The organism is Calidifontibacillus oryziterrae, assembly GCF_000331575.1.
GTDB lineage: Bacteria > Bacillota > Bacilli > Bacillales > Bacillaceae_J > Calidifontibacillus_A > Calidifontibacillus_A oryziterrae.
The window spans coordinates 650,079-674,271 of sequence record NZ_KB223527.1 but is presented as its reverse complement, the minus strand read 5'-3'; the positions used below and the strand labels follow the sequence as shown (position 1 = coordinate 674,271).

General features: G+C 38.1%; 21 protein-coding genes. 18 read left to right on the top strand and 3 right to left on the bottom strand.

What is annotated here, in order from left to right; genetic code table 11:
- The first annotated feature begins 70 nt into the window (after nt 1-70).
- Nucleotides 71-1,462: an aspartate kinase gene (locus D612_RS0111920; protein WP_017755711.1), complete on the top strand. Its 1,392-nt coding sequence runs from the start codon at nt 71-73 to the stop codon at nt 1,460-1,462.
- 31 nt (nt 1,463-1,493) lie between these two features.
- Here the strand turns inward: D612_RS0111920 and D612_RS0111915 are convergent, their stop codons facing one another.
- Complete coding sequence (locus D612_RS0111915) at nt 1,494-1,733, bottom strand: DUF2627 domain-containing protein (RefSeq protein ID WP_017755710.1); 240 nt, start codon at nt 1,731-1,733, stop codon at nt 1,494-1,496.
- 152 nt (nt 1,734-1,885) lie between these two features.
- Here D612_RS0111915 and D612_RS0111910 point away from each other — a divergent pair, with 152 nt between their 5' ends.
- From D612_RS0111910 to D612_RS0111845, 14 genes are all read left to right on the top strand, one after another.
- Complete coding sequence (locus tag D612_RS0111910; RefSeq protein WP_017755709.1) at nt 1,886-3,961, top strand: sigma-54 interaction domain-containing protein; 2,076 nt, start codon at nt 1,886-1,888, stop codon at nt 3,959-3,961.
- Between the two features lie 141 nt (nt 3,962-4,102).
- Nucleotides 4,103-5,203 (top strand): branched-chain amino acid dehydrogenase, encoded by a 1,101-nt coding sequence (gene bcd / locus D612_RS0111905; RefSeq protein ID WP_017755708.1) that lies wholly within the window; start codon nt 4,103-4,105, stop codon nt 5,201-5,203.
- A 51-nt stretch (nt 5,204-5,254) separates the two neighbouring features.
- Nucleotides 5,255-6,676: a dihydrolipoyl dehydrogenase gene (gene lpdA, locus D612_RS0111900; RefSeq protein WP_017755707.1), complete on the top strand. Its 1,422-nt coding sequence runs from the start codon at nt 5,255-5,257 to the stop codon at nt 6,674-6,676.
- A gap of 22 nt (nt 6,677-6,698) precedes the next feature.
- Nucleotides 6,699-7,691: a thiamine pyrophosphate-dependent dehydrogenase E1 component subunit alpha gene (locus tag D612_RS0111895; RefSeq protein WP_017755706.1), complete on the top strand. Its 993-nt coding sequence runs from the start codon at nt 6,699-6,701 to the stop codon at nt 7,689-7,691.
- Between the two features lie 10 nt (nt 7,692-7,701).
- Complete coding sequence (locus tag D612_RS0111890; RefSeq protein ID WP_017755705.1) at nt 7,702-8,685, top strand: alpha-ketoacid dehydrogenase subunit beta; 984 nt, start codon at nt 7,702-7,704, stop codon at nt 8,683-8,685.
- Nucleotides 8,686-8,744: 59 nt separating this feature from the next.
- Nucleotides 8,745-10,040, top strand: coding sequence for a dihydrolipoamide acetyltransferase family protein (locus tag D612_RS0111885; RefSeq protein WP_017755704.1), 1,296 nt, complete (start codon nt 8,745-8,747; stop codon nt 10,038-10,040).
- Between the two features lie 414 nt (nt 10,041-10,454).
- Complete coding sequence (locus D612_RS0111880) at nt 10,455-12,608, top strand: acyl-CoA mutase large subunit family protein (RefSeq protein ID WP_017755703.1); 2,154 nt, start codon at nt 10,455-10,457, stop codon at nt 12,606-12,608.
- Nucleotide 12,609: 1 nt separating this feature from the next.
- Nucleotides 12,610-14,805 (top strand): methylmalonyl-CoA mutase, encoded by a 2,196-nt coding sequence (scpA, locus tag D612_RS0111875; RefSeq protein ID WP_017755702.1) that lies wholly within the window; start codon nt 12,610-12,612, stop codon nt 14,803-14,805.
- A 3-nt stretch (nt 14,806-14,808) separates the two neighbouring features.
- Nucleotides 14,809-15,936: a methylmalonyl Co-A mutase-associated GTPase MeaB gene (gene meaB, locus D612_RS0111870; RefSeq protein WP_017755701.1), complete on the top strand. Its 1,128-nt coding sequence runs from the start codon at nt 14,809-14,811 to the stop codon at nt 15,934-15,936.
- A 288-nt stretch (nt 15,937-16,224) separates the two neighbouring features.
- Entirely contained in the window at nt 16,225-16,638 is a 414-nt protein-coding gene (locus D612_RS0111865) for a BrxA/BrxB family bacilliredoxin (protein ID WP_034726641.1), read from the top strand.
- Between the two features lie 419 nt (nt 16,639-17,057).
- A complete protein-coding gene (locus tag D612_RS0111860) occupies nt 17,058-17,861 on the top strand; it encodes a transporter substrate-binding domain-containing protein (RefSeq protein ID WP_017755699.1) in 804 nt (267 codons plus the stop codon).
- 169 nt (nt 17,862-18,030) lie between these two features.
- A complete protein-coding gene (locus tag D612_RS0111855; RefSeq protein WP_017755698.1) occupies nt 18,031-18,693 on the top strand; it encodes an amino acid ABC transporter permease in 663 nt (220 codons plus the stop codon).
- Nucleotides 18,686-19,408 carry an amino acid ABC transporter ATP-binding protein gene (locus tag D612_RS0111850; protein ID WP_017755697.1) on the top strand — a complete coding sequence of 241 codons (723 nt, stop codon included), beginning with the start codon at nt 18,686-18,688 and terminating at the stop codon, nt 19,406-19,408. Before D612_RS0111855 ends, D612_RS0111850 begins: the two co-directional genes overlap by 8 nt.
- Nucleotides 19,409-19,488: 80 nt before the next feature.
- Nucleotides 19,489-19,995: a L,D-transpeptidase gene (locus tag D612_RS0111845; RefSeq protein ID WP_017755696.1), complete on the top strand. Its 507-nt coding sequence runs from the start codon at nt 19,489-19,491 to the stop codon at nt 19,993-19,995.
- A 69-nt stretch (nt 19,996-20,064) separates the two neighbouring features.
- On the opposite strand, the gene prli42 is transcribed toward D612_RS0111845, so the two are convergent.
- The gene (gene prli42, locus D612_RS19500) at nt 20,065-20,157 is read right to left on the bottom strand and encodes a stressosome-associated protein Prli42 (protein WP_017755695.1); all 93 of its coding nucleotides are present in this window, start codon (nt 20,155-20,157) and stop codon (nt 20,065-20,067) included.
- Between the two features lie 225 nt (nt 20,158-20,382).
- Between prli42 and mce the strand changes: the two genes are divergently transcribed.
- Entirely contained in the window at nt 20,383-20,799 is a 417-nt protein-coding gene (gene mce / locus D612_RS0111835; protein ID WP_017755694.1) for a methylmalonyl-CoA epimerase, read from the top strand.
- A complete protein-coding gene (locus D612_RS0111830) occupies nt 20,799-22,349 on the top strand; it encodes an acyl-CoA carboxylase subunit beta (RefSeq protein WP_017755693.1) in 1,551 nt (516 codons plus the stop codon). The genes mce and D612_RS0111830 overlap by 1 nt, the downstream gene beginning before the upstream one ends.
- A 117-nt stretch (nt 22,350-22,466) precedes the next feature.
- Here D612_RS0111830 and D612_RS19495 read toward each other — a convergent pair whose 3' ends face one another.
- Complete coding sequence (locus tag D612_RS19495) at nt 22,467-22,823, bottom strand: hypothetical protein (protein ID WP_154649485.1); 357 nt, start codon at nt 22,821-22,823, stop codon at nt 22,467-22,469.
- A 236-nt stretch (nt 22,824-23,059) separates the two neighbouring features.
- Between D612_RS19495 and D612_RS0111820 the strand changes: the two genes are divergently transcribed.
- Complete coding sequence (locus tag D612_RS0111820) at nt 23,060-24,181, top strand: tripeptidase T (protein WP_017755691.1); 1,122 nt, start codon at nt 23,060-23,062, stop codon at nt 24,179-24,181.
- Nucleotides 24,182-24,193: the final 12 nt, after the last annotated feature.

The following is a 24,193-nucleotide window of genomic DNA, read 5'->3' as shown; positions in this document are numbered from 1 at the left end:
ATTTTTCTTTAAAAATATCAAAAATATGATAGAATAGTTATTATTTATTTGAAATGGGTGGTTAGTAATAATGAAAGTTGCAAAATTCGGGGGAACATCTGTAGCTAGCGCTGAACAATTAAGAAAGGTAGCAAATATAATTCAAGCTGATAAGAAGCGAAGAATTGTTGTCGTTTCAGCACCTGGAAAACGATTTAATAATGATATTAAAACGACGGATTTATTAATTGCTTTAGGTGAAAGATGCTTAAATGGAGATCAGATTACTAAAGAATTTGACACTATAGTAAGTCGATATGCGGAAATTGCGACTGGTTTAGATCTTTCAGCACATATTATTGATGAAATATCAGCTAGTTTAACGGATACAGTCAATTCAGATAAAACAAATAAAAATCGTTTTATGGACAGGATCAAGGCTAGTGGAGAAGATAACAATGCAAAATTATTTGCTGCATATTTAAATTCTATCGGTGTTGCAGCTGCCTATGTGAATCCAAAGGAAGCGGGCATTGTTGTAACTGATGATCCAGGTAATGCACAAGCTTTACCTGAAACGTATGATAATCTAAAAAAATTAAAAAATCGCAATGAAATCCTTGTCATTCCAGGATTTTTTGGTTACTCGCCAGAAGGGAATTTAGTTACCTTTTCACGCGGTGGATCTGATATAACAGGTGCGATAGTCGCTGCAGGTATAGAAGCTGAGCTTTATGAGAATTTTACCGATGTAGACTCAGTATTTTGTGCGAATCCTAATATTGTCGATAATCCTAAGGAAATTAAAGAGCTAACCTATAAAGAAATGCGTGAGCTTTCCTATGCAGGCTTTTCTGTATTTCATGATGAGGCCTTAATTCCTGCATTCCGTGCAGGTATACCAGTATGCATTAAAAACACGAATAACCCTGCTGCCCCAGGTACATTTATTGTGGCGGAAAGAGATTATTCTAGTATTCCAGTAGCTGGTATAGCAAGTGACGCTGGATTCTGTAGTATATATGTAAGTAAATATTTAATGAATAGGGAAATTGGGTTTGGTCGTAGACTTTTACAAATATTAGAGGATGAAGGAATATCGTATGAGCATATGCCTTCAGGTATTGATGACTTATCCGTAATATTGCGTGAAAATCAGTTAAGTGATGAAAAAGAAAACCGCGTTTTAGAAAGAATTAAAACAGAACTTAATGTAGACACTATTTCGATTCGTCATAATCAAGCTGTGATTATGGTAGTTGGCGAGGGTATGACAAGCTTTGTTGGAACGTCAGCTAAGGCTACAGCTGCCTTTGCTCGTGCTAGTGTAAATATTGAAATGATTAACCAAGGTTCATCTGAAGTAAGCATGATGTTTGCAGTTGCTGCTGAAGATGCTGCTCGTGCGGTTCGCGCGTTATACGAAGAGTTTTTCATGAATATTGGTCAAGTGCAAGTACAGGAAGCAATTGAAATTAAATAATTTTAAAATAGAAAGGTCGTTAGCATTGGTGCTAACGACCTTTTTTAAATTTTGATTGTACTTTATTTCTTTTTCGGTCTCTATGAAAGATAAATCCTGCAACAAATCCTAGGCCGATCATAAATAACACAAGTCCTATTAAAAATTGAAGCCAAAGGGTAGGAATATTAAACTGATAGACACCAAAAATTGTGTCCCGCATTAACTTAAATCCTAAAATAGCAAGAAAACCTGGTATAACAATAATCATTAAAGCAATAAATCGTTTCATAACCTAATCCTTTCTTTATATAAACAATAAAATTAGTATATCACGGAACATTTGCTTGATGATAGCACAACTATTGATTTTTGAAGTGTAGTAGGTGAAGATAGTATCATATGAAATTATTTGCATGAATTATTGAGTGGGGGTGAAAAATTATGCAAAATGTTTTAATAATAGGTGCTGGTGTTGGGGGGACAGCGTTATTAAAAATATTTATGGATACAGATCAAATGAGGGTGAAGGCAATCATTGATATTAATTCACATGCACCTGGGATTCTATTTGCTAAAAAACATCGTATACCAACCGGTTCAAATTGGGAGTGTTTTTTTAGTGAGGACGTCGATGTTGTGGTTGACGCTACAGGTGATGAAAAGGTATTTCAATCTATACGGGAAAAGCGCTTTGCCAATATGGTTATTATCCCTGGGTCAGTCGCTTATATAACTGTTAAATTAATGTCTGAAAAAGAAAATTTAATATCAGAGTTAAAAAAACAATCTTATATTCAAAATGTCATTTTAAATACAACTCATGACGGTATGATGGCAATCAACACTAATGAAGAAATTATATTATTTAATAACAGTTCAGAGCGAATTATGGGTATAAAGAAAAATGAGGCTATTGGGGAAAAAATAACCGCAGTCTTCCCGTCTTCTAAGCTACCAAGAGTATTGGAGACTGGAAAGCTAGAGGTGAACCAAGAACAAGAATTAGACAACGGTTCAAAAATTATTACAACTAGAATTCCTATGAAAAATGAGCATGGCGATATCATCGGAGCTTTTGCAGTATTTAAAGATATAACTGATGTTGTAAAATTAGCAGAGGAAATAACAAATCTCAAAGATATAAAGTCAATGCTTGAAGCAATTATACAATCGTCAGATGAGGCAATATCTGTTGTCGATGAACATGGGAATGGAATTATGATCAACCCAGCCTATACACGAATAACCGGATTAACAAGCGAGCAAATTGTTGGGAAACCCGCTACTGCCGATATCTCAGAAGGCGAAAGCATGCATCTAAAGGTACTTCAAACAAAAAAACCAGTCCGTGGAGTTCGTATGAAGGTAGGGCCGAAACGTCGCGATGTAATTGTAAATGTAGCACCAGTAATAGTAGATGGAATTTTAAAAGGGAGCGTTGGTGTCATACATGATGTTTCGGAGATAAAATCCCTTACTGAAGAACTCCAGCGGGCTAAGCAAATAATCAGGACGTTAGAAGCGAAGTACTCCTTTGAAGATATTATCGGTTCTTCTGACGAAATGCAGTTTGCAATTGAACAGGCGAAATTAGGTGCGAAAACCCCCGCAACAGTTTTATTAAGAGGAGAATCAGGAACAGGGAAGGAATTATTTGCCCATGCTATACATAATGCAAGTGATCGTAGATTTAACAAATTTATACGCGTCAATTGTGCTGCTTTATCAGAATCGTTATTAGAAAGTGAATTATTCGGCTATGAAGAAGGGGCTTTTTCGGGGGCAAAACGAGGTGGGAAAAAAGGTTTATTTGAAGAAGCGAACAATGGTAGTATTTTTCTTGATGAAATTGGTGAGTTATCTGCAAATACACAAGCTAAATTATTAAGGGTATTGCAAGAGCATGAAATTGTTAGGGTAGGTGGAACAAAGTCGATCCCAATTAACGTTCGTGTCATTGCAGCAACAAATGTAAATCTTGAAAAGGCTATGGCAACAGGGAAAATCCGTGAGGATTTATTTTTTCGAATTAATAAACTTCCCATTCATATCCCCCCATTACGAGATCGGAGGGAAGATATTCCGTTATTATGCCATCACCTTTTGCAAAAAATCAATCAAGATTACGGAAGGAAAGTTGAAGGCTTAACTACAAAGGCTATCGATTATTTGCTTACATATCGATGGCCAGGTAATGTAAGGGAGTTAGAAAATGTTTTAGCTCGAGCTGTCATTTATATGAATTATAATGAAGTTTTAGTAGATATTATTCATCTTCCAGTGCTACAAGAACCACTGAAAGACGCAAAAGAAGGAAAAGAACCATTTCAAGTTAAACTTGAAAGCTCTCGGCCGTTATCTAGCTTACTTGAAGAATTTGAAGCTGAAATAATTCAGACAGTCTTAATTAGAAATAACGGGAATAAAACAAAAACAGCAAACGACTTAAAGATTTCATTAAGGAATCTGTACTATAAAATTGAAAAATATAATATTGCAAATAACAGCGTGCAATAAAATTCATATTTGCAATTTATTGCATAGTAACATTTTAATTTATAAAGCGCTTTCAATGTTTTCAAGTTGGCATAGTTTTTGCATATTTTATTAATAAAAAGAAAGAAAATTGTGTAACTAATAATTCAGGGGGAAGTTTGAATGGAAATCTTTAAGTATTTAGAAGAGTATGATTATGAGCAACTTTTATTTTGTCAAGATAAACAGTCAGGACTAAAAGCCATTATCTGTATACATGATACGACATTAGGGCCTGCTTTAGGTGGTACGAGAATGTGGACCTATGAAACAGAAGAGGATGCAATTGTTGATGCTTTGCGATTAGGAAGAGGAATGACTTATAAAAATGCAGCAGCAGGTTTAAATCTAGGAGGCGGAAAAACGGTTATTATCGGTGATCCTCGTAAAGATAAAAGTGAAGCTATGTTTCGTGCGTTTGGGAGGTTTATTCAAGGATTAAATGGGAGATATATAACTGCTGAAGATGTCGGTACTACGGTCGAGGATATGGATGTAATTCATGAAGAAACAGACTATGTAACCGGAATTTCACCCGCGTTTGGTTCATCAGGGAATCCCTCACCAGCAACTGCATATGGTGTATATCGTGGAATGAAGGCTGCGGCCAAGGAAGCATTTGGAACGGATTCACTTGAAGGAAAAATTGTTGCAGTTCAGGGTGCAGGCAATGTTGCTTATCATCTCTGTCGCCATTTATCTGATGAGGGTGCAAAGTTGATTGTCACTGATATTAATAAGGCAGCAGTAGATCGTGTTGTTCACGAGTTTGGCGCAAAAGCGGTTGATCCTAATGATATTTACAGTATAGATTGTGATATTTATTCTCCATGTGCATTAGGTGCAGTTATTAATGATGAAACGATACCCCAGCTAAAGGCAAAGGTTGTTGCGGGATCGGCGAATAATCAATTAAGAGAGGAGCGTCATGGTACGAAGCTTCAAGAGCTAGGGATTGTATATGCCCCTGATTATGTCATTAATGCAGGTGGAGTAATCAATGTAGCTGACGAGCTATATGGCTATAATAGGGAACGTGCAATGAAAAAGATTGAATCGATCTATGAAAATATTGCAAAAGTAATAGAAATATCAAAACGTGATAGCATTCCAACATACAAAGCAGCAGACAGATTAGCAGAAGAAAGAATTAACAGCTTAAAGCAATCACGTAGTCAATTTTTACAAAATGGAAAGCACATCATAAATCGTCGTATTAATTAAAAAGATGTGAGTAGGAAGAACTTTGTGTGAACTGGTTAGGAGGAATAAATAATGGCAACGGAATATGATCTCGTCATCCTTGGTGGCGGTACTGGTGGTTATGTCGCTGCAATTCGGGCAGCGCAGCTTGGTTTGAAAACAGCAATTGTTGAAAAGGATAAACTTGGGGGAACATGCTTGCATAAGGGCTGTATACCAAGTAAAGCATTATTAAGAAGTGCCGAAGTATACGTAACTGCTAAACGTGGTGAAGAGTTTGGCGTTATTCTGGGGGATATAAAGCTTGATTTTTCCAAGGTTCAAGAACGAAAACAAAAGGTTATTAATCAACTACTTCGTGGGATCGAGCATTTAATGAAAAAAGGGAAAATCGATGTTTATGAAGGGACGGGAAGGATATTAGGTCCATCGATCTTTTCACCAACCCCCGGGACAATTTCTGTAGAAATGAACAGTGGCGGAGAAAATGAAATGCTAATCCCTAAAAATGTTATAATCGCGACTGGTTCAAGGCCAAGAACACTTCCAGGTCTTGAAATTGATGGGAAATATGTCATTACATCTGATGAGGCGCTAATGATGGATTCTTTACCGAGTTCTATTATTATTGTTGGCGGCGGTGTGATTGGTATAGAGTGGGCCTCGATGTTATCTGATTTTGGTGTTGAAGTAACAGTCATTGAGTTTGCTGATCGCATTTTACCTACAGAGGACCGTGAAATATCGAAAGAAATGCAAAGAATTATGAAGAAGAAAAAAATCAAAATAGTAACGAATGCAAGGGTATTACCACAAACATTACAAGCAGGTAATGGTGTTACGATTATGGCAGAGCAAAAAGGGGAAGAAAAGATATACTCTGCTGATATGCTTTTAGTCTCAGTTGGAAGAAGAGCGAATGTCGAAGATATTGGCCTACAAAATACGGCTATAGAAGTTGAAGGTGGCTATATAAAAACTAATCAATTTTTTCAAACGAAAGAGTCTCATATATATGCGATCGGTGATGTTAACGGTGGTTTACAGTTAGCTCACGTTGCTTCACATGAAGGAATAGTTGCAGTTGAACATATTGCAAATAAAACACCAAATCCGATCGACTATTCACTTGTTTCCAAATGTGTATACTCCAATCCGGAAATTGCAAGTGTCGGCTATACCGAAGAGGAAGCAAGTGAAAAAGGATACAACGTAAAAGTTGGGAAATTTTCCTTCAAAGCAATTGGGAAGGCGCTAGTGTTTGGAGAATCTGATGGATTTGTGAAGCTAGTCGTTGATAAGGATAATAATGATTTACTCGGAGTCCATATGATTGGACCACATGTAACAGACATGATTTCAGAAGCGGGGCTTGCTAGAGTACTTGACGCAACACCGTGGGAAATCGCCCACACAATTCATCCCCATCCGACTTTGTCAGAGGCTATTGGTGAAGCCGCACTTGCGGTTGATGGGAAGGCAATTCATTCATAAGAATAGATAAGGGGGAATCGATATGGCGGGAAATCGACATGAAGCACTGGGGTTAAGTGAAAAGACCTTATTAGAAATGTTCGAAACAATGGTTTTAGCACGGAAAATTGATGAGCGTATGTGGCTATTAAACCGATCAGGTAAAATTCCATTTGTTATATCTTGCCAAGGTCAAGAGGCTGCACAGGTAGGCGCTGCGTTTGCTTTAGATCGAACAAAAGATTATGTATTACCTTATTATCGTGATGTTGGGGTTGTTCTTGCTTTTGGGATGACGGCGAAAGACTTGTTATTATCCGGGTTTGCAAAGGCAGAAGACCCGAGCTCTGGTGGGCGCCAAATGCCAGGCCATTTTGGCCAGAAGAAGTATCGAATTGTAACGGGTTCTTCACCAGTGACTACTCAGGTTCCCCATGCAGTAGGAATTGGTCTAGCAGCAAAAATGGAAGGGAAAGATTTAGTATCGTTTGTTACGTTTGGTGAGGGGTCCTCTAACCAAGGTGACTTCCATGAAGGGGCAAACTTTGCAGGTGTTCATAAATTACCAGTTATATTTATGTGTGAAAATAACCAATATGCCATTTCCGTACCGTTGGAAAAGCAATTATCGTGTGAAAAAGTGTCAGATCGTGCTATTGGCTATGGTATGCCAGGCGTTACTGTGAATGGCAATGATCCGCTAGCTGTCTATGAGGCAATTAAAAATGCAGCAAATAGAGCACGAAGGGGTGAAGGCCCATCTCTAATTGAAACACTTGTCTATCGCTTAACACCACACTCAAGTGATGATGATGATCGGACGTATCGTTCCCGTGAAGAGGTTGAAAAGTCCAAAAAGAACGACCCGATTTTTAAGTTTTCAAATTATTTAAAAGAAGTGAATATTTTAACGGACCTTAATGAAAAAGAAATATTTGATCGTACCCAAAATATTGTCGATGAAGCGACTGAATATGCGGAAAATGCTCCATATGCAGACCCGGAACAAGCATTGAAATATGTATATGGAGAATAGGGGGGATAATATGGCTATTATGTCATACATCGAAGCTGTTACGAAAGCGCTTTATGAAGAAATGAAACGTGACGATAAAGTGTTTGTTTTAGGTGAAGATGTCGGCAAAAAGGGTGGGGTTTTTAAGGCAACCATGGGCCTTTATGATGAATTCGGTGAAAGTCGGGTAATTGATACTCCGTTAGCTGAATCAGCAATAGTAGGAGTTGGTGTTGGTGCAGCCCTATATGGACACCGGCCGATAGCGGAGATACAATTTGCTGATTTCATTATGCCGGCTGTAAATCAAATTATTTCTGAAGCAGCTAGGATTCGTTATCGTTCCAATAATGATTGGAATTGTCCAATGGTAATTCGTGCTCCATATGGCGGTGGTATACACGGTGCCCTCTACCATTCACAATCAGTTGAAGCTATATTTGCAAATCAGCCCGGTTTAAAAATTGTGATGCCATCAACACCATATGATGTGAAGGGGTTATTGAAAGCGGCAATTCGTGATGATGATCCAGTTATTTTCTTTGAGCATAAGCGTGCATACCGACTAATCAAAGGGGAAGTACCTGATGATGACTATGTACTACCAATTGGAAAAGCGGATGTAAAACGTGAAGGTGAAGATATTACTGTTATCACGTATGGCTTATGTGTTCATTTCGCATTAGAAGCTGCTGAAAAGCTCGCGCAGGACGGTATATCAACACACGTCGTAGATTTACGCACAGTCTATCCTTTAGATAAAGATACAATTATTGAAGCTGCTTCAAAAACTGGGAAAGTATTGTTAGTTACAGAGGATAACAAAGAAGGAAGTATTTTAAGTGAAGTAGCAGCGATTATAGCTGAGAATTGTTTATTTGAATTAGATGCACCAATAATGCGGTTAGCTGGTCCAGACATACCAGCGATGCCATACGCACCAACTATGGAAAAGTTTTTTATGGTAACCCCTGAAAAGGTCGAAAAAGCAATGAGAGAGTTAGCAGAGTATTAGGGGGAAAAAGAACTAGATTTTTAGAAAATAGAGTTCAAACAGCACTAGGAGGTGTTCGCGTGGCTTTAGAAAAAATTACAATGCCGAAGTTGGGTGAAAGTGTGACCGAAGGTACAATAACGGCTTGGTTTGTTAAGAAAGGTGATATTGTAAAAAAGTATGATCCATTAGCAGAAGTTCAAACAGATAAAGTAACAGCGGAGATACCATCATCCTATGCCGGTGTAATAACCGAATTAATTGCACAGGAAGGGGAAACTTTACAAGTTGGTGAATTAATTTGTTACATTGAAACCGATGGTCAATCTGGAAATGATAACAGAGATGACCATAATAACAAAGATGAACTAGAAATATCAACGATACATGTTGATGAAACGAATCAATCCAATAAACATCGTTATTCCCCGGCAGTTTTACGATTGTCTCAAGAACATAATATTGATTTATCAAAAGTAGTAGGCACTGGTAATGGGGGAAGAATTACAAGGAAGGATTTACAACGAATTATCGAGACAGGGAATATACCGCAGACAAAAGAAGAGAGTGAAAAAGCACAGCCAGTCCAAAAGGTTTCTTTTGAAAAGTCGGTTGAGACATTTCCTCAATCACAACTTACAAGTTCAAAAGCAAAGCAAACAGTAGGTGAACCATTTGATATTGAAATTCCTGTCACAGCAGTACGGAAAGCGATAGCTAACAATATGGTTCGCTCCAAGCATGAAGCTCCACATGCTTGGACAATGATTGAGGTTGATGTGACGAACTTAGTTGCCTATCGAGAGACGATTAAAGATGAATTTATAAAGAACGAAGGTTTTCCGCTTACGTATTTTGCCTTTTTTGTAAAAGCGGTTGCTCAAGCATTAAAGGAATACCCGATGATTAATTCGATGTGGGCTGGAGAAAAAATTATTCAGAAGAAAGATATTAATATTTCGATTGCTGTAGCAACCGAAGACGCGTTATATGTACCTGTTATCAAAAATGCTGACGAAAAAACGATCAAGGCCATTGCCCGTGAAATTTATGAATTAGCAAACAAGGTCCGTTCTGGGAAACTTTCATTGACAGACATGGAGGGTGGCACCTTTACGGTAAATAATACAGGCTCATTTGGATCGATTCAGTCAATGGGAATTATTAATTATCCACAAGCAGCAATCCTACAAGTTGAATCAATTGTAAAACGACCTATTGTATTCAATGAAAATATGATTGCAATTCGTGACTTGGTCAATCTCTGTATGTCACTCGACCATCGTGTGTTAGATGGATTAATATGTGGACGATTCTTAGTACGAATAAAAGAAATTTTGGAAAATATCACAAATGAAAATACGCCAATTTATTAATGGTTTACAACCTTCACAATTTACGAATTGAAATATTCTAGTTTTAATTAATGAAGAAGAAACCGCGACACTCCTGCGGAACAACGAGCCGGCGAGACCCTGTAGCGAGGAATGAGCGAAGCTGCACGATGATTCGTCCGCGGAAAGGGAGCGGGTTTTTCAAATTTATATATTCAATGTAGTAAAGTCGTGTAACAAGAGTTGCACGGCTTCTTTCATGTTTATAATTATAAAAAATTGCGTTTTTTAAAATAAATTTTCTAATTGTATGTTTTCATTTATTTGAAATATTGCTACATCAAACCATTTATACTACTATAGAAACAGGTGTGAACTTTTTTGAAAATTTAAAAATATGACAGAGAAACTTATTGAAGGAAAGGGGTGGGCATGTCTCCTATGGAGACGAAGTGTATGAAAACAGAAAAAGATAAAATTAACTTGAATGATTTTTGTGAATTTCCATTTCCAACTGAAGATAGCTGGAAAGAAACAGCAGAGGAATCACTTAAGGGAAGACCGTTTGAAACATTAACAACAAAAACATATGAAGGTATTGAATTAAAACCGTTATATGTGAGGAAAGATGTGGAAAATATTCCACATATAAATGATCTGCCAGGTGATCATTCTTTCGTTAGAGGTACACGCTACATTAAAGAAAGAGCAAGTGCTTGGGATATCGCCCAAGAAATTACAGGTAAAAGTCCACAAGCATTTAATGAAGCACTAATTAATGATCTTCAAAATGGACAAACCATGGTCAATTTGGCTGTTGACGAAGCGACAAAGCGAGGCTTTGATTCAGACGAAGCTAATGAAGAATGGGTTGGTTTAAATGGAATTCCTATATCTTCATTAGCTGATTTAGAAGCAGCTTTACAAAACATTGACTTTAAGAAAATTCCGTTATATATGCAAACAGGCATTAGTACCCTCCCGTTATATGCAGGTTTAGTCGCATTGTTAGAGAAACAAAATAGCGGAATAGAGGATATCGAAGCATATATCGGTCTCGATCCAATAGGAACTGTTGCTGCAGCCGGAAATATTCAGCTTGGTATGAAACGACTATACAATTTAATGGCCGATTTAATTATATGGTCTAATGAGCATACACCAGCAGTAAAAGTGGTCTATGTGCAAGGAGAGGTTTATCATAACGCAGGAGCAAGTGCAACTGAGGAATTGGCATACGCACTTGCAACCGGTGTTGAATACATCTCAGAAATGCTAAGCAGAGGACTTGAGATTAATCAAGTCTCTAAACATATTTATTTCTCATTTGCTGTTGGCTCCAATGTATTTATGGAAATTGCCAAGCTTCGCGCAGCACGACTATTATGGTCAAAAATTATAGAAAGTTTTGGCGGGGATCAAGAATCGCAGAAAATGTATATCCATGCAAGAACATCTAGTTGGACAAAAACTGTAAATGATCCATATGTAAACATGTTACGAACAACAACAGAGGCGTTTGCCGGAGCAGTTGGTGGCGCTGACAGCATGCACGTATCACCTTTTGATGAGGCAATCCGTCCAGCAGATTCTTTTTCAAGGAGGATTGCGCGAAATACACAAGTCATCCTTCAAGAAGAGTCATATTTAAATCAAGTTATTGATCCTGCGGGAGGCTCATGGTATGTGGAAGCTTTAACTGACGCAGTTGCCAAGAAGGCTTGGGAATACTTTCTGCAAGTTGAAAAAAGTGGTGGAATGTTTGAATCACTTAAATCAGGTAAAGTTCAGCAACAAATTGCTGAAACTGCTGCAAAGAAAAAAGCAAGTGTTGAACTCCGTAAGGATCGGATTGTTGGCACAAATATGTATCCTAATTTAGATGAAAAACCACTACAGGAAAGGGAAAATATTGCGGATTTCAAATCTTCGAGAATCGAGGAGCTAAAGGCTTTAAAGTTAGAAAATCGTGACCTCAAGGAAAAAGCTTTAGGTGAAATACAATTAGCACTTCATAGTGGTGAACAATTAGTCCCGCTATTTATAGAGGCGGCCGTGCAAGGTGCTACTATTCAAGAAATGATTGCAGTTTTAGCAAGAAACTGTAAGGGCGGCCATTGTGCTGGCACACAAATTGAAAAGTTAACAAGCTATCGTCGTTCAGAAGGCTTCGAACAGCTTAGAAAAGCTGCAGAAGACTATAAACAAGTACACGGTTCATATCCAAAAATTTTCTTTGTAAACCTTGGACCGATTTCAAAGCATAAGGCTCGTGCTGATTTTGCTGCTGGCTTCTTTGCAGCAGGTGGATTTGAAGCTATAACAAATAATGGTTATGATTCATCTCAAGATGCAATTTCAGCTGTAATATCATCTGGCTTAGATACTGTAATAATTTGTGGAGCTGATGATCAATATCCTGAGTTCGTTCCTGTCATAGCTGAAGGGCTAAAAACAAAAAATCAAAAAATGTTTATTATGGTGGCAGGTAAACCATCACCAGAGCTTGAGAAGCAATTTAGAGATGCTGGAGTTGATGAATTTATTCATATAAAATCCAATTGCTACCATACATTAGCTCAGCTTCAAGCGCGTAAGGGGGTTAACTAAAATGACTAAGAAACCTGACTTCACACAAATATCCTATCAAACGGAACGTACGAAGGTGGATGTAGATACTTGGAAAAAACAAGTTGAACAACAAATAGATCGCTCATTTGATGAATTGTTATTTACAACAAATGAACAAATCAATGTAAAGCCTTTTTATACAGTGAAAGATATTGAAGATAATAAATATATGGACTACATGCCAGGGATTGCGCCGTATGTAAGAGGGCCATATCCTACGATGTATGTCACCCGTCCTTGGACAGTTCGCCAATATGCTGGATTTTCTACGGCTGAGGAAAGCAATGCTTTTTACCGTCGCAATTTGGCTGCAGGGCAAAAGGGATTATCGGTTGCCTTCGATTTAGCTACACATCGCGGCTATGATTCAGATCATCCTCGGGTTGTTGGTGACGTTGGAAAAGCAGGTGTTGCCATTGATTCAATATTAGATATGAAAATATTATTTGATGGGATTCCGCTCGACCAAATGTCTGTTTCAATGACGATGAACGGGGCTGTATTACCAATTATGGCCTTTTATATTGTGACTGCAGAAGAGCAAGGGGTTAAGCCTGAGCAGCTTGCAGGTACGATTCAAAATGACATTTTAAAGGAATACATGGTTCGCAATACTTATATTTATCCACCTGAAATGTCTATGAAAATCATAGCTGATATTTTTGAGTATACATCTCAATACATGCCAAAGTTTAATTCTATTAGTATTTCTGGATACCATATGCAAGAAGCAGGCGCACCAGCAGATATTGAACTTGCCTATACACTTGCAGACGGTTTGGAATATGTACGTACTGGATTAAAGGCTGGAATTGATATTGACAAATTTGCTCCACGGTTATCGTTTTTCTGGGCCATTGGCATGAACTATTTTATGGAAGTAGCAAAAATGCGTGCAGGTCGATTAATTTGGGCAAAATTAATGAAGCAGTTTAATCCAAAAAATAATAAGTCGATGGCGTTGCGGACTCACTCTCAAACATCTGGATGGAGTTTAACGGAGCAAGATCCTTTTAATAACGTAACTCGGACTTGTATTGAAGCGATGGCTGCAGCACTTGGTCATACCCAATCTTTGCACACGAATGCTCTCGATGAAGCGATTGCTTTACCAACTGATTTTTCAGCACGAATTGCAAGAAACACGCAGTTATATTTACAGGATGAAACTGGAATTTGTAACGTAATTGATCCATGGGCGGGTTCTTATTATGTAGAGTATCTAACAGGAAAGCTTGTTGAACGTGCTTGGGGTCATATCGAAGAAATCGAAAAACTCGGTGGTATGGCGAAAGCGATCGAAACAGGTCTTCCAAAAATGCGGATTGAAGAAGCCGCGGCCCGACGCCAAGCAAAAATAGATTCTGGCGTTGAATCCATTATTGGTGTAAATAAATACCGTCTAGAAAAAGAAGAGCCAATTGATATTTTAGAGGTTGATAACACATTGGTAAGAGAACAACAGCTCGAACGTTTACGCAAGCTTCGTAAAAATCGTGATGAACAAAAGGTTCAAGAAGCGTTAGCTGCACTTACTAAAGCAGCTGAAACTGGTGAAGGTAATTTACTAGCGTTATCAGTTGAAGCAGCTCGTGCCCGTGCATCATTAGGTGAAATTTCCGATGCGATTGAAAAAGTATCTGGCCGTCACAAAGCGGTTATTCGTTCTATTAGTGGAGTATATTCAACTGAATTCAGTGATGAGGAAGAAATTAAAAAAGTTAAACAAATGACTGATGAGTTCGCTGAGAAAGAAGGACGCCGTCCACGTATTATGATAGCGAAAATGGGTCAGGATGGACATGACCGTGGAGCGAAGGTAGTTGCAACAGCATTTGCCGATTTAGGATTTGACGTTGATGTCGGTCCGCTATTCCAAACCCCTGAAGAAACAGCGATGCAAGCTGTAGAAAACGATGTCCACGTTATTGGGATGAGTTCATTGGCAGCAGGACATAAAACATTGTTGCCGCAGCTTATTTCTGAATTAAAAAAACTTGGACGTGAAGATATTCTCGTCGTTTGTGGCGGAGTTATCCCTGCTCAAGATTACGAATATTTGAAGGAGAATGGTGCAGCTGCGATCTTTGGTCCTGGTACGGTAATTCCGGTATCAGCACAAAAAGTTATTGAAGAGATTAACCGTCGTATTAATGAGGCTGAGGATGTGTTTTAGTTTATGACTGATAAAGATGAGAGACCAGAATGGGTACCAGAAAACGCAACGAAAGGCTTTGCTACGAAAATAATGAAGGGGGTGGATGGCGGGCATGATGGCTTTAGTCAAAGCCAAGCAAAATCGCTGCCGTCAGATACTCCTATAAAACGCGGTCTGTCACTTGATGAAGTTGTAAATGGTATTTTAAATAATGAACGGCCGATCCTTGCTCGTGCAATAACACTTGTTGAAAGTAATGCACCTAAACATATTGAAAAGGCACAACAAATCCTTAACCAGATTCTTCCGTACACAGGGAAGGCGCTGCGGATTGGAATTACTGGTGTTCCCGGTGCCGGTAAAAGTACATTTATCGAAGCATTAGGAAGCTATTTATGTGATCAAGGTCTTCGTGTTGCGGTTTTGGCTGTCGATCCATCAAGTACGATTACAGGTGGGAGTGTTCTTGGTGATAAAACGCGAATGGAGAAACTGGCTCGTAAGAAAAATGCGTTTATTCGACCGTCTCCTTCGAGTGGAAACCTTGGTGGTGTGAATCGGAAAACACGTGAAACAATGCTGCTTTGTGAAGCTGCTGGCTATGATGTAATCTTAATCGAAACAGTTGGGGTTGGGCAGAGTGAGATTGTCGTCCGCTCAATGGTCGATATGTTTGCTTTGATCGTGCTTACGGGTGCTGGGGATGAACTTCAAGGGATGAAAAAAGGCATTATGGAGCTTGCTGATATTATTATCATAAATAAAGCGGATGGCGATAATGAAACAAAAGCCATTATTGCCCAAAAAGAGTACAATCAGATTCTTCACTATTTGCGCCCAGCAACGGAGGGGTGGGAGACAAAAGCTTTCACCTGCTCTAGCTATTATAGTAAAGGCATCGATATTATTTGGAACGAAATGAAGAGCTTCCAACGTAATATTCAAGCTTCAGGATTGCTTCAGAAAAGAAGAGAGTCCCAAGTTAAGGATTGGATTTATTCCATGATCAAAGATCAGCTTGAACAAAAGTTCTTTCGTCATCCGGAGGTTAAAAAAATCATGCCATCAATTGAAAGGGATGTCATTAGCGGCAAACAGCCAGTTACTCAAGCTGTAAAACTATTATTTGAACGTTATGAAGGAAATTAATAAAATATAACAAGTCAAATAAAAAGAAGGTGAGTGATGGGGGTTACTCACCTTCTGCAATCTAGGGAGTCTAGGGGTATGGGGCCTAGATTTATTATTATAGTTCCCAAATTTAAATAAAATAAACGTGAATTTAACAGTTTTTCACCAATAATTTTCACTATAAAGAGTGTGTTAAATTTGCTTCACCAAAAATAAATTGGTAGTATTAATCTAAACTCTACTTTACGTAAAAAGCGAGTTAACATGTATAAATAGGGAGTGAAATAGGTGGATTTCAATTTTTTTATGAATGATATAGTGGAACAGGCACGTAACGAAGCTGTTGCAGCTGGTTTCCAAGAACTAAGAACACCCGAGGATGTAGAAGAGGCTTTTAAAAAGTCTGGAACGACATTAGTATTAGTGAATTCTGTTTGTGGCTGTGCAGGTGGACTTGCGCGTCCAGCTGCTTCACATGCAGTTCATTATGATAAGGTGCCTACTCAAATGGTAACAGTTTTTGCTGGGCAAGATAAAGAAGCAACAGAAAAAGCCCGATCTTATTTTGAGGGGTATCCGCCATCATCGCCTTCTTTCGCATTAATGAAAGATGGAAAATGCATGGGAATGATTGAACGGCATGAAATCGAAGGTTCTGAACCGATTGAGGTTGTTCAAAAGCTACAAGGATTATTTGAAGCTTACTGTGAAGAAGTGTAATTATAGAAAAAATTGGGGAGAGGATCGTTAATCGGTCCTCTTTTTAATTCTCTAGGAAATTATAATATTTGATCCTGTGGGTAAATACTATAGCAAAGAGAGTAGTCGTCCAGCTTCAGCGTCCAGCGATTAGTAAACTTCGCTCATCTCTTTTGCGATAAATCAACATCGACTCGTCCTCGTCGTGTTTCCTTTATCTCAGTCGATGCGCTCTTAGTTTATACGTCGCTAATCGGGGCGCTTGCGCTTTTATTCATTATTCTGAAATATTTATATATTTAAGCTTTTTCCGAAACTATTGATTCATATAACAGACATGATAAAATTCATTTATCGTATAAATATTAGTTAATATTTATATTTATTAGTTTATAGAATAATCATAATGACAACAAAGACAATTAAGGGAGGACGTTATTTTGAAAAAGTTAATTTCATTTGGAATTATGGCGATTTTTCTTGTAAGTCTGTTATCTGCCTGTGGACAAAGCGATACAGATACAGCACAACAGGCTGATCAAAATGGTGGACAAGCGAGTGGAAAGAATGTTTTAATCATGGGCACTTCTGCTGATTACCCGCCATTTGAATACGTCGATACAGCTAAAAGCGAAGAAATTATCGGTTTTGATGTTGATCTAGCGAAAGCTGTTACAGAAAAGTTAGGGTATGAAATCGAAATTAGAGATATTGAATTTGCTGGTTTGATTGAAGCGTTAAAGACCGGTACAGTTGATTTTGTTTTGGCAGGGATGTCAGCAACAGATGAACGTAGACAAAGCGTTGACTTTTCGGATACTTATTATGTAGCTACTAATATGATTGTAACAAAGAAGGATAGTGGAATTAACACCTTAGAAGATTTAGCAGGGAAAAAAGTAGGGGTACAACTTGGTTCGATTCAGGCGGAAAAAGCAGAAGAAATTAGCGAATCGATTGATATTACGATTGATAGTCGCAATCGAATTCCAGAAATTGTTCAAGAGCTTAAAGCGGGACGTTATGGCGCGGTAATCATAGAAGATATGGTTGCCAAAGGCTATTTGGAGAGGAATGAAGACTTAACCGGATTTGTTATTAATAACGATGAAGAAACCGGTTTTGCGGTAGCTTTCCAAAAAGGTAGTGAAGAAATGGTGGCAGATTTTAATCGCGTTATTAATGAAATGAAAGAGAGCGGTGAACTTGAACAGATTATAAATAAATGGTTCCGCGAAGAGTAACAATAAAAATAATTAGCGGCGAACGACAACTAAAAGCACCAACTGCCATTTTAATTAGTTCTGCCGTAACAATAAAAATAATTGGAAGCGGCGAATGACAAGTTTGCCGCTTTCCTTTTGAATTTCTAGGTACAGTAATAGTCAAGAATAGAGAGGAATGAGGACGGGCATGGGGTTTATAGATTTTGGACCAATCGTCCCCTCAATCCCTTATATATTGAAAGGGATCTGGGTTACGTTAGGAATTGTTAGCATTTCCATATTGTTTGGTTTTTTGTTGGGGGTGCTTCTAAGCTTATTTAAAATTTCGAGAATTAGGCCGCTTGTGTGGTTTGGCGATGCCTATACATCAATTTTCCGTGGAACACCTTTAATTTTACAATTAATGATTATTTACTACGGGTTGCCGCAGTTAATTGGTTTTCAAATTCCAGGTTTTATGGCTGCAGTTCTCGCATTCGGACTTAATTCAGGCGCTTATGTTTCAGAAATAATCCGTGCTGGAATCGAGGCTATTGACAAGGGGCAGCGTGAAGCAGCGTTAGCATTAGGGGTCCCTTATAAATTAATGATGAAGGACATCATTTTACCACAAGCAATTAAAAATATTTTACCAGCGTTAATGAACGAATTTATTTCATTGACAAAAGAGTCTGCACTAGTATCAGTCATTGGTGTTACCGATATTATGCGCCGTTCGTATATTGTTGGCGGTGATAATTATTCGTTTCTACCACCGATGTTAATAGCGGGTCTTATTTATTATGTGATGGTCATGGGATTAACTCTTCTTGGCAAAGCAATTGAGAGGAGAATGAAGCGCAGTGATTAAAGTTGAAAATTTACACAAATCATTTGATAAATTAGAAGTTCTTAAAGGAATTTCAACAACGATTGAGGATGGAGCTGTTGTTGCAATTATTGGTCCTTCAGGTTCAGGGAAGTCCACTTTTTTAAGATGTTTAAATTTACTTGAAGAGCCAACATCAGGTAAAGTGTGGATTGATAATGAAGAAATTACGAATTCTAAGACCGACATAAATAACATTAGAGAAAAAATAGGGATGGTATTTCAGCACTTCAATTTGTTTCCCCATATGACAACTTTGGAAAACTTAACCTACTCCCCAATTAGAGTGAAGGGATTACCAAAGGACGAAGCAGAAAAAAAAGCGCGGGAATTGCTGGATCGAGTAGGACTTTTGAGTAAAGAGAACGAGTATCCTAATCGGTTGTCAGGCGGTCAAAAACAAAGGGTGGCGATTGCTAGGGCACTTGCAATGGAACCAGAGGCGATGCTTTTTGATGAACCGACCTCTGCACTTGATCCTGAAATGGTTAAGGAAGTATTAGAGGTAATGAAATCGTTAGCCCATACTGGAATGACCATGGCGATTGTCACTCACGAAATGGGTTTTGCTAAGGAAGTTGCTGATCGTGTGTTATTTTTAGATGATGGAAAATTAGTAGAAGATGCCCCACCACAGGAGTTTTTCACGAATCCAAAGTCTGATCGTGCAAAAGCTTTCTTAGATAAGCTACTATAATGTATAGAAAATAGCAGTATGTTAAAGCTAATCAGTAAATAAGACGATAGTAGGTTGTTTTGGAAGGGATGTAGAATAACGTGATCCTCAAACTTGTTTTGATGCTTATGTTTATATCACCGCTTTGGCCACTTGGCGTAAATCCGCTTCCAGGAGATCCTTTTCTCATTGTAAATAAAAAAACAAATGAGCTAGCTTTCATAAATGAAGGGGAAATTCAAAAGGTTTATTCTGTTGCTACCGGCTTAACTGCAGACCTTACCCCCGAAGGTAAATTTACAATAACTGTTAAAGCGATTAATCCTTATTATCGAAAAAAGAATATTACAGGTGGAGCAAAGGAAAATCCATTAGGTTCGAGATGGATTGGTTTTGATGCTAATGATACAGATGGCCGAATATATGGGGTTCATGGTAACAATAATCCACAATCAATTGGCACCTACATAACCCAAGGCTGCATCCGTATGCATAATAATGAAATTGAGGCATTATTCAAACAGATACCTATAGGTACTCAAATTGTTATCACAAGTTCGGATCAGTCGTTTGCGGAGATTGCAAAACAATATAATGCTATTTATTAATAAAGCCAACAGCACGTCAGATTGCTGTTGGCTTTTCATGTACTTTTCTAGCTCTTGCGCTTTTTGTTTTTAAAATAAAAAACTAACTCCCGCTAGTAAAGTTGTTAATAACATTGTACCAATCATTAAATAAACCATAAGCTTCATCATTTTTCGATTCATTAAAACAGCCTCCTTTGTTACAACTGCTTTTTTACGTAACGTCTTTTATTATTTAATTGTACCTTCTTTAATAACAAGGCACAAGCCGAAAAAAATTGTCGAATTAAATAAAATAATGCGAATTTTTCCTAACTCTAGCAGGAGAATTTTAGATTAACCACGAATCTATTATAGGATATATATATAAATAGAGTAATATTGTCGAATCAAAAGGGGGTTGAAGGTATGGCTAAAAAAATTGACCACATTGGAATTGCGGTGAAATCGCTAGAAGCGTCATTGCCGCTTTATACCGAGGGACTAAAGCTAAACCTTTTAGGGATTGAAGAGGTAGAATCAGAAGGTGTTAAAGTTGCTTTTTTAAAGGTTGGAGAGTCCAAAATTGAATTGTTAGAGCCACTTCATGGTGAAAGCCCGATCGCTAAATTTATTGAAAAAAAAGGCGAGGGAATTCACCATATTGCGTTAGGTGTTGATAACATCGAGGATAGAATAAAGCAGATCAAAGAAAATGGTTTAGAAATGATCAATAATGAACCAAAACAGGGTGCTGCAGGTGCGAAGGTAGCCTTTTTACATCCTAAATCAACTGGTAGAGTTTTATATGAACTATGTGAAAAACCACAAAAGGAGAATAAGTAATGGATATTTACGAAAAAATTAATGAACTTTATGATCGACGTCGTGAAGTTGAACTTGGCGGTGGTGACGCTCGCATCGATAAGCAACACGAGAAAGGGAAAATGACAGCACGTGAGCGAATTGATCTTTTATTAGATGAAGGAACATTTGTTGAAACAGATCCATTTATTGAACATCGATGTACAGATTTTGGGATGACAGATCAAAAAGGACCTGGTGAAGGTGTCGTAACAGGATACGGAAAAATAAATGGCCGGCTAGTATTTGTATTTTCTCAAGACTTCACAGTTTTTGGTGGAGCCTTAGGTGAGATGCATGCGAAGAAAATAGCAAAAATTATGGATTTAGCTGCACAAAATGGTGCGCCGATTATAGGCTTGAATGACTCAGGGGGAGCGAGAATTCAGGAAGGTGTCGTATCATTGGATGGATATGGCCATATCTTCTACCGGAATTCTATCTATTCTGGTGTCGTACCGCAAATTTCTGTCATTATGGGTCCATGTGCCGGTGGAGCCGTATATTCTCCTGCAATAACGGATTTTGTATTTATGGTCAATAAAACAAGCCAAATGTTTATTACCGGACCAAAGGTTATTGAGACGGTAACAGGCGAGAAAATTTCTGCTGAAAATTTAGGCGGATCAAAGGTTCACAATACAATAAGTGGGAATGCTCATTTCCATGCTGAAAATGAAGAACAGGTATTAAAGGATGTTCGTAGATTATTAAGCTATTTACCACAAAGTAATGAAGAAAAGCCGCCAATGGTTGAATACAACGAAGAAGACGATCACTACCGTCCAAATTTAACGGACGCGATTCCTTTCGATGCAATCCGGCCATATGATGTTCGAGTTGTGATTGAAGAGGTAGTTGACAAAGATTCTTTTATGGAAATTCAATCAGGTTTTGCGAAAAATGTTGTTATTGGTCTAGCAAGAATTAAAGGTGAGACCGTTGGACTTGTCTGTAACCAGCCAAAGGTAATGGCAGGTGGTCTTGATATTGATTCATCAGACAAAGCAGCCCGGTTTATTCGTTTCTGTGACTGCTACAATATCCCGATTATTACATTTGAAGATGTGACCGGCTTCTTCCCAGGCATAAAGCAGGAGCATGGCGGGATTATCCGCCACGGCGCGAAAATTCTTTATGCTTACTCGGAAGCAACTGTACCAAAGCTAACTGTTATTTTACGAAAAGCTTACGGTGGTGCCTATGTTGCCTTAAACAGTAAATCAATTGGTGCCGACATTGTATTAGCTTGGCCAAATGCAGAAATTGCTGTTATGGGTCCACAAGGTGCGGCAAATATTATTTTCGCTCGTGAAATCAATGAAAGTGAAGATCCTGAAGCAAAACGACAAGAAAAAATCGATGAGTACCGTGAAAAATTCGCGAATCCATATGTTGCGGCTTCACGTGGAATGGTTGATGATGTTATCGATCCGCGTGAAACACGGATTAAAATTATTCAAGCTCTTGAAATGCTTCGCAATAAAAAGGATAGTAGGCCGAACAAGAAACACGGCAATATTCCATTATAAAAATTTTATATAAAATTTATCATCTACTAAAGCGGATTGAGCATAGGCTTAATCCGTTTTAGTATTTATGAAACTGGCAAGGTTTTATTCGCTAGTTTACCAACAACAAATTGTATGCTAACAGTGTTTTAGACATACCAAAACGATGTGAGAATGGATTTGCTGACGATAAAAAGGATTTACGATCAGCAAAACAGCGTGGGACTCAATTTGCTGACGATAAAAAGGATTTACGATCAGCAAAACGGCGTGAAACTGGATTTGCTGACGATAAAAAGGATTTACGATCAGCAAAACGGCTGAGACTGGATTTGCTGACAATAAAAAGGATTTACAATCAGCAAAACGGCGTGAGACTGGATTTGCTGACGATAAAATAGATTTACGATCAGCAAAACAGCGTGAAACTGGATTTGCTGACAATAAAAAGGATTTACGATCAGCAAAACGGCGCGGGATTGGTTTTGCTGACAATAAAAAGGATTTACAATCAGCAAAACAGCGTGATAATCAATTTGGTGAGTGTAATAGTAGAGATTACGCAATTTTAAATTAGGATTGATTCCCCACTACAAACAATGAAATATCTGATTTTTATGATAATCATTATATAAATTTTTGTAGAAACAATATACTCCTCTACATTGGTAATTGGGTTGAAGTAGCTATATAATAATATCGTAACCGTAAACAGAGGAGGAATACTAGCCATGATTAATAAAGATCGTTTAATAAACCAATTTCTAGAGCTTGTTCAAGTCGATTCAGAAACGAAATATGAAACTGAAATTGCAAAGTATTTAAAACAAAAATTTGAAGAGCTTGGACTATCAGTAGTTGAGGATGACACAACTTCGCAAACTGGTCATGGTGCCGGTAATTTAGTTTGTACTTTAAAAGGGACAAAAGAAAATATAGATACGATTTACTTTACTTCGCATATGGATACCGTTGTTCCAGGTAAAGGTGTAAAGCCTTCGATTCAAGGTGATCGCATTGTGACAAATGGAACAACAATACTTGGGGCTGATGACAAAGCAGGCCTTGCAGCGATGTTTGAGGCAATTCAAGTTCTTAAAGAACAAAACATTGACCATGGGACAATTGAGTTTGTGATTACAGTTGGTGAGGAGTCAGGTCTTGTAGGGGCAAAAGTGCTTAACCCATCGTTAATGACCGCAAAATATGGGTATGCATTAGATAGTGATGGTCCTGTTGGCGATATAGTGGTTGCAGCACCGACACAGGCAAAAATAAATGCAATTATTAAAGGGAAAACAGCCCATGCTGGAGTAGCTCCTGAAAAAGGAGTATCAGCGATTACGATTGCAGCAAAAGCAATTTCAAAAATGCCATTAGGACGAATCGATGAAGAAACAACAGCAAATATCGGCCGCTTTGAAGGTGGAACCCAAACAAATATCGTTTGTGACCATGTTGAAATTTTGGCTGAAGCACGTTCATTGATTGATGAGAAAATGCATGCTCAAGTAGCAAAAATGAAGGAAGCGTTTGAAACGACATCTAAAGAAATGGGTGGGGAAGCAATGGTTGATGTTGAAGTGATGTACCCCGGCTTTAAATATGGCGATGGCGACCATGTTGTTGAGGTTGCGAAAAGAGCAGTTGCCAAAATTGGACGCACCCCAAAACTACAACAATCTGGCGGTGGAAGCGATGCTAATATTTTTGTAGGTCATGGTATCCCAACCGTTAACTTAGCGGTTGGCTATGAAGAAATTCATACGACAAATGAAAAAATGCCGATTGAGGAGCTTGTAAAAACAGCTGAACTTGTTGTTGCGATTATTAATGAAGTTGTAAATCAATAATGAGCGAAAGGG

Bases quoted from the DNA above. Each gene is read 5' to 3' on its own strand.
- D612_RS0111820 (WP_017755691.1), top strand. From the start codon at position 23,060: ATGATTAATAAAGATCGTTTAATAAACCAATTTCTAGAGCTTGTTCAA.
- lpdA (WP_017755707.1), top strand. From the start codon at position 5,255: ATGGCAACGGAATATGATCTCGTCATCCTTGGTGGCGGTACTGGTGGT.
- meaB (WP_017755701.1), top strand. From the start codon at position 14,809: ATGACTGATAAAGATGAGAGACCAGAATGGGTACCAGAAAACGCAACG.
- D612_RS0111920 (WP_017755711.1), top strand. From the start codon at position 71: ATGAAAGTTGCAAAATTCGGGGGAACATCTGTAGCTAGCGCTGAACAA.
- scpA (WP_017755702.1), top strand. From the start codon at position 12,610: ATGACTAAGAAACCTGACTTCACACAAATATCCTATCAAACGGAACGT.
- bcd (WP_017755708.1), top strand. From the start codon at position 4,103: ATGGAAATCTTTAAGTATTTAGAAGAGTATGATTATGAGCAACTTTTA.
- prli42 (WP_017755695.1), bottom strand. From the start codon at position 20,157: ATGAATCGAAAAATGATGAAGCTTATGGTTTATTTAATGATTGGTACA.
- D612_RS0111855 (WP_017755698.1), top strand. From the start codon at position 18,031: ATGGGGTTTATAGATTTTGGACCAATCGTCCCCTCAATCCCTTATATA.
- mce (WP_017755694.1), top strand. From the start codon at position 20,383: ATGGCTAAAAAAATTGACCACATTGGAATTGCGGTGAAATCGCTAGAA.
- D612_RS0111915 (WP_017755710.1), bottom strand. From the start codon at position 1,733: ATGAAACGATTTATTGCTTTAATGATTATTGTTATACCAGGTTTTCTT.
- D612_RS0111895 (WP_017755706.1), top strand. From the start codon at position 6,699: ATGGCGGGAAATCGACATGAAGCACTGGGGTTAAGTGAAAAGACCTTA.
- D612_RS0111890 (WP_017755705.1), top strand. From the start codon at position 7,702: ATGGCTATTATGTCATACATCGAAGCTGTTACGAAAGCGCTTTATGAA.
- D612_RS0111880 (WP_017755703.1), top strand. From the start codon at position 10,455: ATGAAAACAGAAAAAGATAAAATTAACTTGAATGATTTTTGTGAATTT.
- D612_RS0111865 (WP_034726641.1), top strand. From the start codon at position 16,225: ATGAATGATATAGTGGAACAGGCACGTAACGAAGCTGTTGCAGCTGGT.
- D612_RS0111830 (WP_017755693.1), top strand. From the start codon at position 20,799: ATGGATATTTACGAAAAAATTAATGAACTTTATGATCGACGTCGTGAA.
- D612_RS0111910 (WP_017755709.1), top strand. From the start codon at position 1,886: ATGCAAAATGTTTTAATAATAGGTGCTGGTGTTGGGGGGACAGCGTTA.